Raw genomic sequence first — 15,679 nt, 5'->3', positions numbered from 1 at the left:
CACCACCCTCGCCCCCGGCGCGAACACCACCTGCACCGCCACCTACACCGTCACCCAGGCCGACCTCGACAACGACGAGGTCACCGACGTCGCCACCGCACACGGCACACCGGCCGGCGGTGAGACGCCCATCGACTCGGCACCGTCGACGCTGACCATCCCGGCGGCAGACCTGATCCAGTCGATCTCGCTGCTGAAGTCGTCCACCACCGTCTCGATCAACACGGTCGGGCAGCAGGTGCCCTACCGGTTCCTGGTGGCCAACACCGGCACCGTGACGCTGTCCAACGTGAACGTGACAGACGTGCAGACCCCGCCGTCGTCGAACGCCGACCTCGGCCCCATCACCTGCGCCGCCACCACCCTCGCCCCCGGCGCGAACACCACCTGCACCGCCACCTACACCGTCACCCAGGCCGACCTCGACAACAACGGGGTCACCGACGTCGCCACCGCACACGGCACACCGCCCGGCAGTGAGACGCCCATCGACTCGGCGCCGGCGACACTGACCATCCCGGACGCGGGGATCGTCGCCAGCATCCAGGTGGTGAAGACCTCCACCACCGTGTTGATCGATACGGTCGGGCAGCAGGTCCCGTACCGGTTCAACGTGGTCAACAACGGTGGGCTCACGCTGACCAACGTCAACGTGACAGAAGTGCAGACCCCGCCGTCGTCGAACGCCAATCTCGGCCCGATCACCTGCGCCGCCACCACCCTCGCCCCCGGGGCGAGCACCACCTGCACCGCCACCTACACGGTCACCCAGGCCGACCTCGACAACGACGGCGTCACCAACGTCGCCACCGCACACGGCACACCGCCGGGCGGGGGTACGCCTGTCGACTCACCGCCGTCGTCACTGACCATCCCGCAGTCCGGGCTCGTCGCCAACATCGAGGTGATCAAGGCGACCACCACGGTGGCGATCGCCGCGCCGGGTCAGCAGGTGCCGTACACCTTCCTGGTCGTCAACAGCGGCGGTCTCACCCTCACCGACGTGACAGTCAACGACACTGTGCTGCCGCCGTCCGTCCGCGGCGTGCTCGGGCCGATCACCTGCGGTCCAGACAACATCCCGAACGGCGCGGTGACGTTGTCGCCGGGCGCCTCCATCCAGTGCCGGACGACCTACACGGTGACCGCCGAGGACTTCACCGGCTCGTCGCTGCGCAACGTGGCCACGGCCACCGGCACGCCGCCGTTCGGGCCGCCGCCGGTCTCCCCGCCGTCGCCGGTGGACATCCCGATCCCGCACCCGGCGATCGCCATCACCAAGTCGGTGACGCCCACGGTGGTGTCTGCGGCCGGTGACGTGGTCACGTACCGGTTCGTGGTGAGCAACACCGGCACCACGTCGCTCAGCGCGGTGACGGTCGACGAGATGGACTTCTCCGGCACCGGGACGCCCGGGGCCATCACCTGCGGCACGCCGCCGGTCGCCAACGGCACTGTCACCCTGGCCGCCGGGGAAAGCACCACCTGCACGTCGACCTACGCGGTCACCGCCGCGGACATCGAGACCGGCCGAATCACCAACACCGCGGTCGCGGTCGGCACGCCCCCGACCATTCCCGGTCAGGAGCCACCCGCACCGGTACGCTCCGCGCCGGCCTCAGCAGAGGTCACGGCCACCCGGGGCGCAGCGATCACGGTGGTGAAGTCGAGCAGCACCGACAAGATCGTCCGGCCGGGGCAGCACGTGCCGTTCCAGTTCGTGGTCACCAACACCGGCCAGGTTCCGCTGACCGGCGTGACGATCACCGACGCCCTGACCGCACCGGCCTCGGCGGCCAACCTCGGCCCGATCACCTGCGGTCCAGAGCGGACGCCGAACGGCACCGTCACCCTCGCCGCTGGCGCGGCCGTGACCTGCACGGCGACGTACACGGTCAGCAAGGCGGACTACCACCACGGGTCGCTGCGCAACACAGCGACGGCAACCGGCACTCCGCCGGACGGACCGACACCGATCTCACCCGAGTCCACGATCACCATTCCGGTGAAGGGCAAGCTCCCGGTTACCGGAACGTCGTTCCCGGCCGGACTCTGGATGGGTGCCGGCGTGCTGGCGGTGCTCCTCGGCGCGGCCCTGCTGCTGGTCGTCCGGCAGCGCAGACTCCGCGCCTGACGCGGACGTGATCGCGGGGGTCGGACCGGAGGGGAACCGGTCCGGCCCTCGCGGCACGTCGCCACCACGGCGGCAAGCGATCCGCTCCACACACGAGATGACACGACGCCTCCGCGTGACGAACGTCGATGGCGATGACTGCTTGGACAACAGCCAGCGATCTCTTCGAGTGAACTTTCGGCGAGCCGGTTGGACCGGGCTTGATGCGAGGCCGCACGGCCTGTTGGCGCGCTTCTCGGCTCGGTTCGGCTGGCCGGGTTGCTGCCTTTCACGGCTGCACTGCTGGCGTCAGACGAGGCGCTGGATGCGGACCTTCGGGCGCTCGTTCCTGAGGTGGCCGTGCTTGTGCTGGCGGACCTGTTCGTCCCAGACCTCTTGGTCGTAGCCCGGGTCCGGTGGGATCCACTTGTGCGAGCCGTCGCTGTAGTGGAACTTCTCGTCGCCTGAGCGCAGGATGCTCATCGGGTCCAGCCGAGGAATCGGTAGTGCAGGTGTCCGGCGGGGACGTGGGCCAGGTCCTGTGCGGCGTCGACGAGATGGGCGGCCAGGTAGAGGGCTAGTGACACCGGTGCTCTGTCGTACTCGGCTCGCAGCTCTTGGCGCCGGGTCTGGCATGGCCACTGCCCCGCACAGCCGCCGCACGTCCAGGCCGGCTTGATCGGGTGGTGAGTAGTCATCCCGGGCCGTCCTGGCTGGGCCAGTGGCCACGGTTGATCGGGATGCGGTGGCGGCATCGGCATGGCAGATCGCTTCCGCAGCGGAAAATACGCCGCCAGTGTCGCCAGGACCACACCGGCTGGTGACGGCGGGCCATCGTCAGCGCCACCGCCAGCACGTACTCGTCGTACGAGACTCGCTTCACGGGCTCGCCTTGCCCTCTCGCGCCAAGGCTTGCCCAGCCCATGTCGATGGGAGCATTTGCCGTCTCCTTTTGCCGGAGCGATCTGGGGGGCGTGGATGCCCGAGCGCGGGGGACGCGCCGAACATCCACGCCAGCGAGGACGCCCACAGCGCCAACCGAGGGAATCGACCTCCTCGGCAACCTCCCATAGGTACCGTTGGGTAGTCAAGGGCTGACGTAGGTGGTCTACTCGTGTTGCCAACCGAGGAGAGCCACGTGCCGCCGCGTTACCGCTACGAGCAGATTGCCGACGACCTCGCCGAACGCATCGCGTCAGGCGAGTTCCAGCCCGGCTCCAAGCTGCCCAGCCGGCGAGAGTTGATCGAGCACTACGGGGTCACCGAGCCGGTGATCGACCGTGCCATGCAGGTACTACGGATCAAGGGGATGACCGAAACGCTTCCGGGCGTTGGCGTCTTCGTCGCCGAATAGATCCCTTCGCAGAGCCGGCCGCCGCGCCCGCGACATCTCGCTGACAAGCTCTGTGCGGCGCGTCCGCACACGTCCGGGAAGGGCTGCAGGCTCGGAGGTTAGTCCGTACCAGCGCGCCTCAGGGGCTCTGCCGTCCGGCGCGGTTGCTGTCCAGCGTTGCTGTCGACAACCGTTCCGCCAGCGCCCCAGATAGGCCCCGCTTCAGGCAGCGGACGTGAACTATCGGTCGCTTCCATCTGGTGGCCGGGCCGCCTCGCAGTCAGCGCCGCTGGGAATCAGCCGCGATTACTGTGTAGCCCAGCGGCTGCGTGGGGCGAACCATCCAAGGTCGGGAAACCACGCGATGCATCGCCCGAGCGGGTAGGCTCACACCCACAGGTGCGTGATCTCTCTCGGTAGCTGCGGGGGCTCCGTCGGCAGCTCGCTGTAGCGCTCGTCCAGTGCATGCCAGGCGGGCCATGGCGTGCTGAACGAGAAGCCTATGAAGGCGTGTCGCTCGTCGGATCCCGTGATCGCCAGCTTGCGCCGGACATCGAGCCGTCGCTCATCGCGCACGAACGAGGCAAGGTAGTCGCCAAAAAAGGCCCAGTCCAACTCCGCCGGACCACCTATCCCCTCGGCGGCAATGTGGATCACTGGCGTCTCTGCTGCCCGGGTCCCCCTCGACGCCAGCCGTACCACCCCCGCCTCAGCAAGCAGGCGAACATCGGCGTTACGGTGTTGCTCAAGGCGTTGGTCGAACACGGCGATCTCGAACGTGTCGCCGCTTGCATCGAGCTTCTCGAGAATCGGCGGTAATGCTCGTTCCAACCTGCCGACTCGGGCCGTTGCTGCCAGGGTGACCCACCAGACCCTTCCCAGGGTTGGGGCGGTCATTTGGAACTGACGCTTGAGCACTTCGCTGCCGAGAGCAGCGTAGGCCTCGGCTAGGTCCTGAGTAATCTCGCCGTACGCGGTTCGACCATCCCGATACTCGATCCGGAGATCCGGCATACCGTCAGCACTGCCATCATCTTGAAGCACCACGTACTCACCCGTGAGCCGGGCTACTACTCGAGCGGCGGCACCCTCGAAGTCGCCTTCATAGCTCGACCAGTCTCGGAGGCGCTTCCGCTCAGACCGAAGGTCATCGGGGTATCCAGGGGTGTACTGACGCACAGACGCACCTTACTTCGAGGACGCTGAAGGACGGACTGCCGCCAAGCGGACCTTGCTACGTGCAACCGCCGACCTACGCATCACGAGTCTCGCGGCCTGCTCGCCAGCGTGGTCCTAGTCCTCGTCCACCCGGGTCTGGGTCCGTCGCCGGTCGTCAACTTGGCTGGTCTGTTGGCTGATCGCCTACCACGCACGGTTTAGGGAAGCAGGTGCTCGTGGCGGGCGGGCATGGCGTCTACCAGTAAATGCCTATCAGAGAGGACGACGTGAGCAGCCAGTACATCGTCATCACCGGGGGACCCGGCGCCGGAAAGACCACGCTGATCGACAGCTTGCGGCGCGCCGGCTACGCCTGCGTCGACGAAGCAGGACGACAGATTATCCAGGACCAGCTGTCGATCGGCGGTCAGGCCCTGCATACCACCGACTCACGGCTGTTCGCCGAGATCATGCTCAGCTGGGAGATCCGCTCCTACCGCCAAGCCAGCCAGCATCCCGGACCCGTCTTCTTCGACCGAGGAATCCCGGACCTGGTCGGCTACTACCTCCTACTCGGCCAGCCCGTTCCCGCGCACGTGACAGCCGCAGCGCAGTTGTTCCGATATCACCAGCGTGTGTTCATCGCCCCGCCCTGGCCGCAGATCTACACCACCGACAGCGAACGACACCAAGATTTCACCGAAGCGGCACGTACCCACGACGCCATGGTCACCGCCTACACCCAACACGGCTACCAGCTCAGCAACCTGCCGCGCAGCGTTGTCGCCTCCCGCGTCGAGTTCGTCCGGCAACACACAGCAGCCATCGATCACGGATCTCCCGGCTCACCTGGCCCAAGCTGCCCCGAGTAACGAGCCGTCCCTTCGTTTCCGAATGGAGCCTCCACACACCCCACCGTCCTGACTGCCTGCTGCCGGCCCGCCCACCGGGGAGCGGGTAACCGCTTGGTCCGCCTCGTCAAGACGGACGGCGACGCGCACCACGTACTCCCGGCCATCTCGGAGTCGTTGCGCCCCCACCGAGCGGAGGCACTGCAACCGCCACCTACCGGCGATGCCGGCTCAGGCAATTAAGCGGTCAGGACCCTGGTGAAGAACGCCAGGGTGTCGCGGATCAGCGGCTCCAGCGGCACCCCGCCGAAGCAGTGGTCGGCCCCCTGCACCACCGCCAACTCGACCTCGGCACCCGCCTTGGTCAACGCTGCGGCAAGTTCTTCGCTCTGCCCCACCGGTACGACCAGGTCCTGGTCGCCGTGGACCAGCAGCATCGGTGGGGCCTGGCCGGTGACGTAGGTGATCGGACTTGCCGCCCGGCCCAGCCCCGGGTTGCCTGGCAACGGGGCGCCGATCAGGAGCGACTCGGGTGAGTCGTCCGCGTCGTGGTCGATCGTCCCGGACGGGTGCGCCTGCGACTGCATGGTCAACAGGTTCGACGGCGCGTACCAGCAGACCGCTGCCCGAACGCGGGTGTCGTCCTGGTCGTCCCCCGTCAGCGCGACCATCGACGCCAGGTGACCACCGGCCGACTCGCCCCACACCCCGATCCGCTCGCCGTCCACGCCCACCGTGCCGCCGTGCCGGCGCAACCAACGCACCGCCGCCTTGACGTCGTCGACTTGGGCGGGGAAGTGCGCCTCGCCGCTGAGCCGGTACTGCGCGGAGGCGACAGCGAATCCGGCCCGGATGGCGGCGGTGAACGGATCCACAGTCATCAGCCAGTCCGGCGGCTGCTTGGGCGAGCCGAACAGCCACGCGCCGCCGTGGATCCACAGCAGGACCGGGGCCGGTCGGGGTGCCGTCCTCGGCACGACGAGGTCCAACGTGAGCGGGCGGAAGCCCGGGACTTCGTGCACGACGATGTCACGGTGCTCAATCCGGTCGTTCCGGCGCGGGGGTTCCGACTCGGTCATCGCGTCATCGTCGCACCGACGGTCCGGGCGTGCCGACCAGCCGACCATCCCCGGACCGGAACCACCAGCGTCGGTACGCTCCGCGCCGGCCTCCGCCGAGCTCACGGCGACCCCGGCAGACAGACAGCCCCATTGATACCGTGGGTTACGAGGCGTGTCTGTTGCGTTCGAGGGCCACGACCGGGCCGAGATGAGAAGGATGGAGCAGCACATGATCGTTCCGCAGGGGTTCCGCGCGGTGGTCGCGAACGCCGGGCTCAAGGACGACGAGGACGACTTCACCGCCCTGGTCTCCGAGGTGCCCGCGGTCAGCGCGGCGGTGTTCACCCGCTCCCGGTTCGCCGGCCCCAGCGTCGTGCTCAGCCGTTCGGCGGCGTCGACGTCGTCTACCCGCGGCGTCGTGGTGCTCTCCCGCAACGCGAACGTGGCCACCGGCAAAGAAGGGCTCGAGAACGCCCGGGAGGTGCGGTCCGCTGTGGCTCGCGCCGTCGGGCTGGACGACGACGAGCTGCTCATCGCGTCGACCGGGGTGATCGGCAAGCAGTATCCGATGCCGAGGGTCCGGCAGCGCCTGGCCGAGCTTCGGTGGCCCTTTCCGCCTGCCGATTTCGACCGGGTCGCGCGGGCCATCATGACCACCGACACCACGCCCAAGGTGGTGCGGGTCAGCTGCGGGGCGGCGAGCATCGTCGGCGTCGCGAAGGGCGTCGGCATGATCGAACCGAACATGGCGACCCTGTTGACGTTCTTCTGCACGGACGCCCGCATCGAGCCGGCCGACCTGGACCGGGTGTTCCGGTCGGTCATCGCTCGCACGTTCAACGCGGTCAGCATCGACACCGACACCTCCACCAGCGACACCGCTGCCATCTTCGCCAACGGCGTGGCCGGGCCGGTCGATCTGGACGAGTTCGAGCAGGCGTTGTACTCCGTCGCACTGGACCTGGTGCGGATGGTCGCCCGCGACGGTGAGGGTGCCAGCAAGCTCATCGAGGTCCGGGTCGGCGGTGCCCGCGACGGCGAGCAGGCCAAGCGGGTGGGCAAGGCCATCGTCAACTCGCCGCTGGTCAAGACGGCCGTGCACGGCGCGGACCCGAACTGGGGCCGGGTGGCCATGGCGATCGGCAAGTGCGAGGACGACGAGGACATCGACCAGGAACGGGTACGGATCGGTTTCGGCGGTATCGAGGTCTATCCGGCGCAGGCCACTGAGGAGACCCTGGTTCGGCTGCGGCGCCACCTCGAAGGCGACGACGTCGTGATCGAGGTCGACCTGGGGATCGGCGACGGCGCTTTCACCGTGTACGGGTGCGACCTCACTGACGGATACATCCGGATCAACGCTGACTACACCACCTGAGCGACGACGCATCCGGGCGGTACCCCACGAGGTACCGCCCGGATGGTCGTGGCCGAACCGCGCGGGTCAGCGGGACGCCAGCAGGAACACCCCGACCAGCGCCAGGACGACACCTGCCCACTGCACCCGGGTGGCGCGTTCGCGCAACACGACCCGCGCGAGCAGGAGCGTGCTGACCGGGTAGAGCGATGCCAGCAGGCCCACCACGGACAGGTAGCCCTCACGGACCGCCAGCAGATACAACACGCTCGACAGCATGTCCAGACCACCGGAGAGCAGGGCCAGCAGCACCGTGTTCCGGCGAGCTCTGATCGGCCAACGACCGATCGGCCAGGCGAGCACGAGCAGTGTCAACGAGGCGCATCTGGCGGCCACCAGTGGCCACAGCCCCGACCCGTCCCCGGTACGGGACAGCAGCACGAAGAACAGGCCGAAGCCGGCACCGGCCGCCAACGCACCGGCCACGGTCCGCAGGTGCGATTGTCGACCCGGCCGGTCGCCGCCCGAGGTGACCGAGACGCAGGGGATGGCGATCAGTCCGCAGGCCAGTCCGGCCGCCCCGATCACCGACACGGTGTCCCCGCCGGCCAGGCCGACGAGGACGGGCAGGATCGCGGCCATGGCGGCGGTGGTCGGAGCGACCACGCTCATCACTCCGTGGGCGAGGGCGTGGTAGAGCAGCATGGCGCCGACGCTGCCGGCCAACCCGGCCAGTGCCCCCCAGCCGGCGTCGGCAGCCCGGAGGTCTCCGCCGCCAACGGTCCCGACGAACACCACGGCGGTCGCCAGCCCTGCCATGTTCGACCAGAGCACGACGGTCACCGCCGCGGCGCGCTTGGTGGCGAAGCCACCGACGAAGTCGGCGGCTCCCAGAACCGTTGCCGAAGCCAGCGACATCAGAATGCTGAACATGTTCCGCCTTGGGTTGTCGGTGGCCGGATCAGTGAGATGTCAGATAGCCCCCCATTGACGTGAAGTAGGCGCGCGCCGGCAGCTCCGTGCCATCGTCCGTGCGCACCTGGAGGATTCTCAACCCCTGCTCACGTCCGGTGTGGGCATCCGGTCCGCACACCACGACCACGCCGTTTCCCTCGGGGCAGAAGATCCGGCCCGGCGTCCCTCCGTAGCGCTTGGACGACACAGCCGCTGCGGTAACTCGAAGCCGGACACCGTTGTGGTAGGCAAAAGCGTTCGGGTAGGGGTCGCTCTGCGCCCGGATCAGATTGGCCAACCGGTCGGCCGGCCACGTCCAGTGGATTCGGCTGTCCTCCACCGATCGCTTGTGGAAGAACGTCGCCTGGGCCGGGTCCTGGCTGATCCACTGCCCGGTGCCGCTCTCGATGAGGTCCAGCGCCGACAGGGTGATCTCCGGGAAAATCTCGATGGTGCGCTCGAACAGGTTCGTCACCGTGTCCTTGTCGCTCACCTCGACCCGGCGCTGCAACACGATCTCGCCGAGGTCGAAATCATCGTTCATGAAGTGCACGGTGACCCCGACCTCGCGTTCACCGTTGATCATCGCCCAGTTCAGTGGGGCGAAGCCGCCGTAACGAGGCAGCAGGGCGTCGTGGACGTTGATCGCCCCGTGCCGCGCCAGGCCGTACACGGCCGGCGACAGCCAGGTCCGCCAGTCCGACGACACGATGATGTCCGGGGCCAGCTCCCGCAGCCGTGCGGCGACCTCGTCGTCATTGGCGTACTGACGGACCATGATCGGCAGGTCGTGCTTCTCGGCCAGGTCGACCACCGAGTCGTTCCAGATGGTTTCGTACTCGTGCCCGCTGTCGGGATGGGTGATGACCTGCACCACCTCATGGCGGGAGTCCATCAGCGCCTGCAGCACTCGATGCCCCCACGTCTGGTAGCCCATGAACACTACTCGCACGGGTGTCGCTCCTCTCTGCTTCTCAGGCCCGGTGACCGGCGGTCAGCGGCAGTGACCACACGTAGGCGAAGCCGGCACCCGCCTGGTGATCGAACTGGTCGCCGGCTTCGTAGGTGGCCATCGCCCGGCTGTAGCGGGAGTTCGGTGAGGACCGGCTGACCACCGTGCAGTTCCCCTTGAACATGTCCACGGCGATCTCGCCGGTCACTGCCTGCTGAAGGGTCGCCACGAATCCGTCGAGTGCCCGACGCAGGTCGCTGAACCAGTACCCGTAGTAGACGAGTTCGGCGTATCGCAGGGCGATGGACTGCTTGTGGTGCAGTGTTTCGCGGTCCAGCACCAGCGACTCCAACTCCGCGTGCGCGGCCATCAGCACCGTTGCCGCCGGCGCCTCGTAGATGCCCCGGGTCTTGAAACCGACGATCCGGCTCTCGGTGATGTCGATCCGACCGATGCCATGCGGCGCCGCGAGCGCGTTGAGGCGGCCGACCAGAGTGCTCAGACCCAGCGGCTCACCGTCGAGGCTCACCGGAACACCCCCGGCGAAGCCGATCCGTACCCGGGTCGGCTCGTCCGGGGCCTGGCGAGGATCACCGGTCAGCTGCCACGCGTCGGCCGGCGGCGGCTGGGCGACGTCGTCGAGGTCGCCACACTCGATACTGGTCCCCCAGACGTTCGTGTCGATGCTGTAGGGCTTTTCCTTGCCGACAGGCACCGGGATGCCGTGCTTGTCGGCGTACGCCAGCTCGTCCTCGCGGGTCTTCAACTCCCAGTCGATCACCGGTGCCAGCACCGTCAGCGACGGGTCGAGCGCCGCCACACTGGTGAAGAAGCGGACCTGGTCATTGCCCTTGCCCGTGGCACCGTGCGCTACCGCGTCCGCGCCGACGGCGTGCGCGATCTCGACCATCCGCTGTGCGATCAGGGGTCGGGACAGCGGCGCGGCCAGCAGGTACTTGTTCTCGTACCGGGCGTGTGCCTGGAGGGCGGGCAACGCGAAGTCGGTCAGGAACCGGTCGGTCAGTGGCTCCGCCCGCACCTCGGACGCGCCGGTCCGCAGGGCGCGCTCGCGCACGTCCGGTACGGATTCGAGCTGCCCGATGTCGGCGCAGAAGGCGATCACCTCGGCGTCGTACCGGTCGCGCAGCCAGTGCAGCGCCACCGATGTGTCCAGGCCACCGGAGTAGGCGAGAACGATCTTCATGACTGCTCCTGTCCAGGGTGGTCGTGCGCGAGTTCGTCGAGGACAGCGGCGAGTGTCTTGTCGATCGGGGCGCCGCCCGCCACGTCGTCGGCACCGCGCAGCGTGCCGGCGCGGGCCGCGGCCAGGCCGTCGCGACGGGTACGGCTCCAGCCACGGTGTGCGGTGGAACTGGTGCGCAGCTCCGCAGCGACGTCCATAACGCTGGCGGTGGAGGTGCCACCACCACTGGTGTAGCCGTTCACGGCGTTCAGTGGCGCGAGCAGCTCACCGAGCACGTCCACGGCGACCGGATGGCCCTCGTCGGCCAGCATCGACGACACCAGCTCGAGGTCGCGCAGCGTCGCCTGCCGGCTGATCAGCTGACCGACCACCTTGCCGACGATGTGATGCGACTGGCGGAACGACACCCCGGCCGCCGACACGAGATAGTTGGCCAGCTCGGTGGCGGTCGAGAAGTTGTCCCAGCACAGCTCCTCGCCGCGCTGCGGGTCGAAGCGAAGAGTACGGGTCTGGCTCTCCACCACGCGCAGGGTGGACAGGTACGAGTCGATGCTCTGCCACAGGAACGGCTTGTCCTCCTGGAGGTCGCAGCTGTACCCGAGCGTGACGCCCTTGACCGCTGTCAGCAGTTGCACCAGCACTCCGGTGGCCCGGCCGGACCGTCCGCGTACCAGCTCGGCGACCACCGGGTTCTTCTTCTGCGGCATGATGGAACTGCCCGTGGTGAAGGCGTCCCCCACCTCGCAGAGCCGGTACTCGTGACCGCTCCACATGACGATCTCTTCCGCCATGCGTGACAGGTTGTTGCTGCCGAGGGCGAAGGCCGCAGCCGCTTCGATCATGTGGTCGCGGGCGCTGGTGGCGTCCAGGGCGTGGCTGAGCACCCGGTCGAAGCCCAGGAGCTGTGCGGTCGCCTCACGGTCGAGCGGGAAGGAGGTGCCGGCGAGCGCGCAGGCTCCGAGCGGTGACTCGTTGACCCGACCGAAGGCGTCCCGCAGACGGCGCACATCACGCAGCAGCGCGCTGGCGTGTGCCGTCCGCCAGAAGGCGACGCTGATCGGCTGGGCGGCCTGGCTGTGGGTGTACCCCGGCAGCACCGTGCGGAAATCCTGATCGGTGAGCTGCGTCAGCCGGTCGATCAGGTCGAGGTTGGCGTCGACCGCCTCGAGGAGGACGTCGCGGAGGTACATCCGGGCATCGGTGGACACCTGATCGTTGCGGGACCGGGCCGTGTGCATCCGGCCACCGACGTCCAGCCCCAGCTCCTCGATGACCATCTGCTCGACGTTGAGGTGGACGTCCTCGTACTCGGCTCGCAGAGTGAGCGCGCCGTCTCGATGTTGCTGGTCCAGCTTGACCAACGTCGCGACGATGGATCGCGCCGCGTCCTGCGGGACGATGCCCTGACGAGCCAGCAGCAGTACGTGCGCGATGTTCTGCCACAGGTCGTGTGGGATCAGCCGGACGTCGATGTCAACGGTGAGCGTGTAGTCGAGTACCTCGGGTGTGATGTCTTCCTCGAAGCGACCGCCCCAGAGCTTCTGGGTCATCGGACACGCCTTTCCGGGCCCGTCGGGACCTCATGTCGCAACGCCATGGCTTTTGTTTTGGCGCAGGCGTCATCCATTCTGCGGCCAATTGAGCGCAGAATTGTCGAGCAATTGTTTTCTTTTGAGGCGGTGCAGCCCGGCTCACTGGCCAGTGCGGATTAGGGCAGCGATTACCACAGGTCGACGACAAAGGCGGCCGGGAAATGCTGCGAATTTCGGGAGGAGGTCGCGTCGGATGCTCGTGGCGTTATGGCGACCGCCTGTTTCTGTTTGTCACAACCCCGACATCTGGCGGGCCGACCCTCCATGCAGTCGACCAACATCCCGGGACCGAGTGGGGACCGGTGCAGGCAATGGCGTCGACGAAAGCAGCGCCTCCGTCGAGCTGATCACTCTTTGTCTGATTTCAAACACCCCGCGTGTTGTTCACGTCTCTGACCTGCCGATATGCCCGAGCCCCAGCCCGCACTGACCGTCCACGTGCGACCACACTATGTCAGGGGGCGTTGAGGCGGGTGCCCCTTCTCGCCATCTGGGAGCGATTCTCGATGTGGTGGAGACAACACCCTCGACGGTGAGTAGAAATTGACCGAAACATGCGCCGATCGCCAGCAGGTCCGGCTTTGATCGAACAACGAAGTTCCGAAATTGTGGCTATTGACATTGAGCGCGATGATGCACAAAATGAGGGTTATCTGAGCAAGGTCGGCGCAGCAATGGCCCGCCATTGCCACCAGCCGCGCTCCTGTCGTACTGTGCTTGACGATCCCGCCGCTCTTCGCCGTACGCCGGCGTGTCTTGAGCTGCCCGGCCGGTCTTGCGGCACCGATACGCCGGGAGCGACACCAACCAGTCGGAAGAGCGGAAGCGAATGTCAGCGGAATTGAGCACGCAGACCTATTTCAGCCTCGACGTCTCCGAGGGCGTGGCCGTGGTGGAGTTCTCCGAGGGCCACCGGCACAACATGTGGTCGATGCCCCGGATGCGGGCGCTGACCGAGACGGTTCGCGAGCTCGACGCCCCGGACGTCCGTGCGGTCGTGCTGTTCAGCGGCGTCGACAGGTCCTTCGGCGTGGGGGGCGACTTCCACGAGACGTCGACGTTCCGAGGCGGCGACGAGGTCGATGAGTGGATCGATCACATCACTGACCTGTACGTCGCCTGTCTACAGCTCAACCGCCCACTGGTGGTGGCGATCGACGGCTTCGCGATCGGTATCGGGCTACAGATCGCGCTCACCGCGGACTACCGGGTGGGCAGCGACCGGTGCGTGCTGAAGATGCCGGAGTTCCAGGTGGGCATCGCCTGCACCTTCGGTGGATACATGCTCGAGCGGTCCGTGGGCCGCAGCGTCATGCAGCAGATGCTGATGTCCAGCGCGGGCTGGTCGGCCGAGCGGAGCCTGCAGGACAAGTTGCTCCACGACGTGGTCCCGGTGGATCGGCTGTTGTCCGTCGCCGTGCAGCGGGCCCGGTCCTTCGCGGCCTACCCGACGGCCGGTTTCCGGAGCACCAAACCGTACCTCAACAGGGGGTTCGTCGACGGGCTCGAACAGCTTCGAGTCATCGGCAAGCAGGCGCACCGCGCGGCATTCGCCGCCGGTGAGGCGCAGCGCAACATGCGACAGGTCATCGACAGCAGTCGGTGACGTCGCAGACCATCGACGCGGAAGGAACACCATCATGGCGGCCAGCAGGTGGGCGGCGGTCGGAAACTGCGATCTGACCCCTCTGGAACGGATAAGACCCGCTGTCCACGTCGGTGACCTGAGAGTTCACACCAGCGGGTTCGCGGTTGACAGCCCACGCGCCACGCCGTTGGAGATCGATGTGCGGACGATGTCGGTCCGGACCGCGAACGGCGGTGCCACACCCGCCCCGACCGAGCCCGACAGGGCGCGGATCTTCGTCGACGAGGACCGCGTCGTCGTGCGGACCACAGCACTGAACGAGGATGCCATCTACCTGGCGGTCAACCGGTCTCAGGGCAAGCTCGCCTACTTCACCGACCTGTTCCTGGCCCCGCTGATCCTGCCCGCGCTCGGTCTGCCCGTCGAGGTCCGCCCGGAGGGACCTCAGCCGCTCAGCGACGAGACCGCACTGCTGCACGTCAGCCGGATACCGTTCGGCGCGGTGCAGGAAGGCAGGCGGCTGCGCGACGGATGGACCCTACACACCACAGTGGCCGACGATCCCCTGCGGCATCTGCTTCGTCCCGGGCGTACCGACGCGCTGCAAGCCGGAGAGGATCAGGTCAGTGCCCTGCAGGAGCAGATTCGGTCGATAGCCCGAAACCGACCGCTCGACCGGTTCGCGACCCTCCTGTCCGGCGGCATCGACTCCGGCACTGTCACAGTGCTCGCCGCCTCGGAGGGGCTCGCCTTGACGCCGTACAGCGCCGGCACTCCCTGGGGTGACGAGTTCGACGACGCCGCGGAGCTGGGCGATCACCTGGGTCTCTCCGTGCGCCGGGTCGAGCTGTCCGAGGAACGCATCCTGGCTGCTGTCCCGCAGGCCATCCGAGGGCTGGGTGTCACGGAGCCCGAGGTGGTGGAGGTCGCGCTGACCGCGACGGCGCTCTACGACGGGACCGAGATCCCGCGCGACGAGGTGCTGCTGACCGGATATGGGAGCGACCTCATCAACGCCGGCATCTACCGTCCGTTCAGCATCCCGGAGGAGCTGATCGATCAGACGATCGCGGCCATCCACCAGACCCGGTTCACCAACGAGTTGTCCAGCCGGCTGCCGTTGGCGTACGGCCGGGAAGTCCACCACCCGTTCTGGGCGTGGCCGGTGATCCAGGTCGCCCTGGACACGGCGCCGGACTGCAAGGTGCGCGACGGGAGGGAGAAGTTCCACCTTCGCCAGGCCATGAGCCGACGGGTGTCGCACGACATCGCCTGGCGTCGCAAGATCGCCGTTCATCACGGCGGCGGTCTTCAGCGAGGGGTCGTGAAGCGACTCGAGGCGGATGCCCCCGGCGTCGACCGTTCCGCGATCTACCTTGCCTGTTTCCGCGCACTGGTGAACCTGGCGCAGGAAGGCTCGATCGACGACTGGGACCCACTTCAGGTGTACGAGCGCGGCATCGCCGACGCCCGGCGCTGACCACCCCGAAGCCCGCTCACCGCGGCCGCGTCACCC

At 67.6% G+C, this 15,679-nt stretch carries 13 protein-coding genes; 6 read left to right on the top strand and 7 right to left on the bottom strand.

The genetic code is table 11. From position 1 onward, the window contains the following. On the top strand, window positions 1–2,134 hold a 2,134-nt coding region (locus ACLQ3F_RS30915; RefSeq protein WP_425853175.1), incomplete at its 5' end, for a DUF7507 domain-containing protein. 288 nt (window positions 2,135–2,422) lie between these two features. Here the strand turns inward: ACLQ3F_RS30915 and ACLQ3F_RS30910 are convergent. Next, a complete protein-coding gene (locus ACLQ3F_RS30910) occupies window positions 2,423–2,596 on the bottom strand; it encodes a hypothetical protein (RefSeq protein WP_425853174.1) in 174 nt (57 codons plus the stop codon). Window positions 2,597–3,227: 631 nt separating this feature from the next. Between ACLQ3F_RS30910 and ACLQ3F_RS30905 the strand changes: the two genes are divergently transcribed. After that, window positions 3,228–3,467 carry a winged helix-turn-helix domain-containing protein gene (locus ACLQ3F_RS30905; protein WP_007463473.1) on the top strand — a complete coding sequence of 80 codons (240 nt, stop codon included), beginning with the start codon at window positions 3,228–3,230 and terminating at the stop codon, window positions 3,465–3,467. Window positions 3,468–3,833: 366 nt separating this feature from the next. Here ACLQ3F_RS30905 and ACLQ3F_RS30900 read toward each other — a convergent pair whose 3' ends face one another. Continuing rightward, complete coding sequence (locus ACLQ3F_RS30900) at window positions 3,834–4,625, bottom strand: hypothetical protein (protein WP_425853172.1); 792 nt, start codon at window positions 4,623–4,625, stop codon at window positions 3,834–3,836. Between the two features lie 266 nt (window positions 4,626–4,891). Here ACLQ3F_RS30900 and ACLQ3F_RS30895 point away from each other — a divergent pair, with 266 nt between their 5' ends. After that, window positions 4,892–5,476 carry an AAA family ATPase gene (locus ACLQ3F_RS30895; protein WP_425853171.1) on the top strand — a complete coding sequence of 195 codons (585 nt, stop codon included), beginning with the start codon at window positions 4,892–4,894 and terminating at the stop codon, window positions 5,474–5,476. A gap of 218 nt (window positions 5,477–5,694) precedes the next feature. On the opposite strand, the gene ACLQ3F_RS30890 is transcribed toward ACLQ3F_RS30895, so the two are convergent. Further along, window positions 5,695–6,534 (bottom strand): alpha/beta hydrolase fold domain-containing protein, encoded by an 840-nt coding sequence (locus tag ACLQ3F_RS30890; RefSeq protein ID WP_425853169.1) that lies wholly within the window; start codon window positions 6,532–6,534, stop codon window positions 5,695–5,697. Window positions 6,535–6,688: 154 nt separating this feature from the next. Here ACLQ3F_RS30890 and argJ point away from each other — a divergent pair, with 154 nt between their 5' ends. Continuing rightward, window positions 6,689–7,894 carry a bifunctional glutamate N-acetyltransferase/amino-acid acetyltransferase ArgJ gene (gene argJ / locus ACLQ3F_RS30885; protein ID WP_425853168.1) on the top strand — a complete coding sequence of 402 codons (1,206 nt, stop codon included), beginning with the start codon at window positions 6,689–6,691 and terminating at the stop codon, window positions 7,892–7,894. A 66-nt stretch (window positions 7,895–7,960) separates the two neighbouring features. On the opposite strand, the gene ACLQ3F_RS30880 is transcribed toward argJ, so the two are convergent. The 4 genes from ACLQ3F_RS30880 to argH are packed head-to-tail and all read right to left on the bottom strand — an operon-like array spanning window position 7,961 to window position 12,533. Beyond that, the gene (locus ACLQ3F_RS30880) at window positions 7,961–8,806 is read right to left on the bottom strand and encodes an EamA family transporter (RefSeq protein ID WP_425853166.1); all 846 of its coding nucleotides are present in this window, start codon (window positions 8,804–8,806) and stop codon (window positions 7,961–7,963) included. A gap of 28 nt (window positions 8,807–8,834) precedes the next feature. After that, entirely contained in the window at window positions 8,835–9,764 is a 930-nt protein-coding gene (locus ACLQ3F_RS30875) for a methionyl-tRNA formyltransferase (protein ID WP_425853179.1), read from the bottom strand. Between the two features lie 37 nt (window positions 9,765–9,801). Continuing rightward, window positions 9,802–10,983, bottom strand: a complete 1,182-nt coding sequence (locus tag ACLQ3F_RS30870) for an argininosuccinate synthase (RefSeq protein ID WP_425853165.1) — start codon at window positions 10,981–10,983, stop codon at window positions 9,802–9,804. Continuing rightward, window positions 10,980–12,533: an argininosuccinate lyase gene (argH, locus tag ACLQ3F_RS30865; RefSeq protein ID WP_425853163.1), complete on the bottom strand. Its 1,554-nt coding sequence runs from the start codon at window positions 12,531–12,533 to the stop codon at window positions 10,980–10,982. The genes ACLQ3F_RS30870 and argH overlap by 4 nt, the downstream gene beginning before the upstream one ends. A gap of 871 nt (window positions 12,534–13,404) precedes the next feature. Between argH and ACLQ3F_RS30860 the strand changes: the two genes are divergently transcribed. After that, entirely contained in the window at window positions 13,405–14,181 is a 777-nt protein-coding gene (locus ACLQ3F_RS30860) for an enoyl-CoA hydratase/isomerase family protein (protein ID WP_425853161.1), read from the top strand. Window positions 14,182–14,371: 190 nt separating this feature from the next. Then, the gene (locus ACLQ3F_RS30855) at window positions 14,372–15,643 is read left to right on the top strand and encodes an asparagine synthase C-terminal domain-containing protein (protein ID WP_425853160.1); all 1,272 of its coding nucleotides are present in this window, start codon (window positions 14,372–14,374) and stop codon (window positions 15,641–15,643) included. The last annotated feature ends 36 nt before the right edge of the window (window positions 15,644–15,679 follow it).

Source organism: Micromonospora sp. DT15, from assembly GCF_049841475.1.
In the GTDB taxonomy this organism is placed as follows: Bacteria; Actinomycetota; Actinomycetes; order Mycobacteriales; family Micromonosporaceae; genus Micromonospora.
The sequence above is the reverse complement of the archived record's forward strand: the minus strand, read 5'-3'. Positions and strand labels throughout refer to the sequence as shown.

What these genes read in the sequence shown, in the direction of transcription:
- ACLQ3F_RS30910 (WP_425853174.1), bottom strand. Translation starts at nt 2,596, where the DNA reads ATGAGCATCCTGCGCTCAGGCGACGAGAAGTTCCACTACAGCGACGGC.
- ACLQ3F_RS30890 (WP_425853169.1), bottom strand. Translation starts at nt 6,534, where the DNA reads ATGACCGAGTCGGAACCCCCGCGCCGGAACGACCGGATTGAGCACCGT.
- ACLQ3F_RS30880 (WP_425853166.1), bottom strand. Translation starts at nt 8,806, where the DNA reads ATGTTCAGCATTCTGATGTCGCTGGCTTCGGCAACGGTTCTGGGAGCC.
- ACLQ3F_RS30875 (WP_425853179.1), bottom strand. Translation starts at nt 9,764, where the DNA reads ATGGGCTACCAGACGTGGGGGCATCGAGTGCTGCAGGCGCTGATGGAC.
- ACLQ3F_RS30870 (WP_425853165.1), bottom strand. Translation starts at nt 10,983, where the DNA reads ATGAAGATCGTTCTCGCCTACTCCGGTGGCCTGGACACATCGGTGGCG.
- argH (WP_425853163.1), bottom strand. Translation starts at nt 12,533, where the DNA reads ATGACCCAGAAGCTCTGGGGCGGTCGCTTCGAGGAAGACATCACACCC.
- ACLQ3F_RS30860 (WP_425853161.1), top strand. Translation starts at nt 13,405, where the DNA reads ATGTCAGCGGAATTGAGCACGCAGACCTATTTCAGCCTCGACGTCTCC.
- ACLQ3F_RS30855 (WP_425853160.1), top strand. Translation starts at nt 14,372, where the DNA reads ATGTCGGTCCGGACCGCGAACGGCGGTGCCACACCCGCCCCGACCGAG.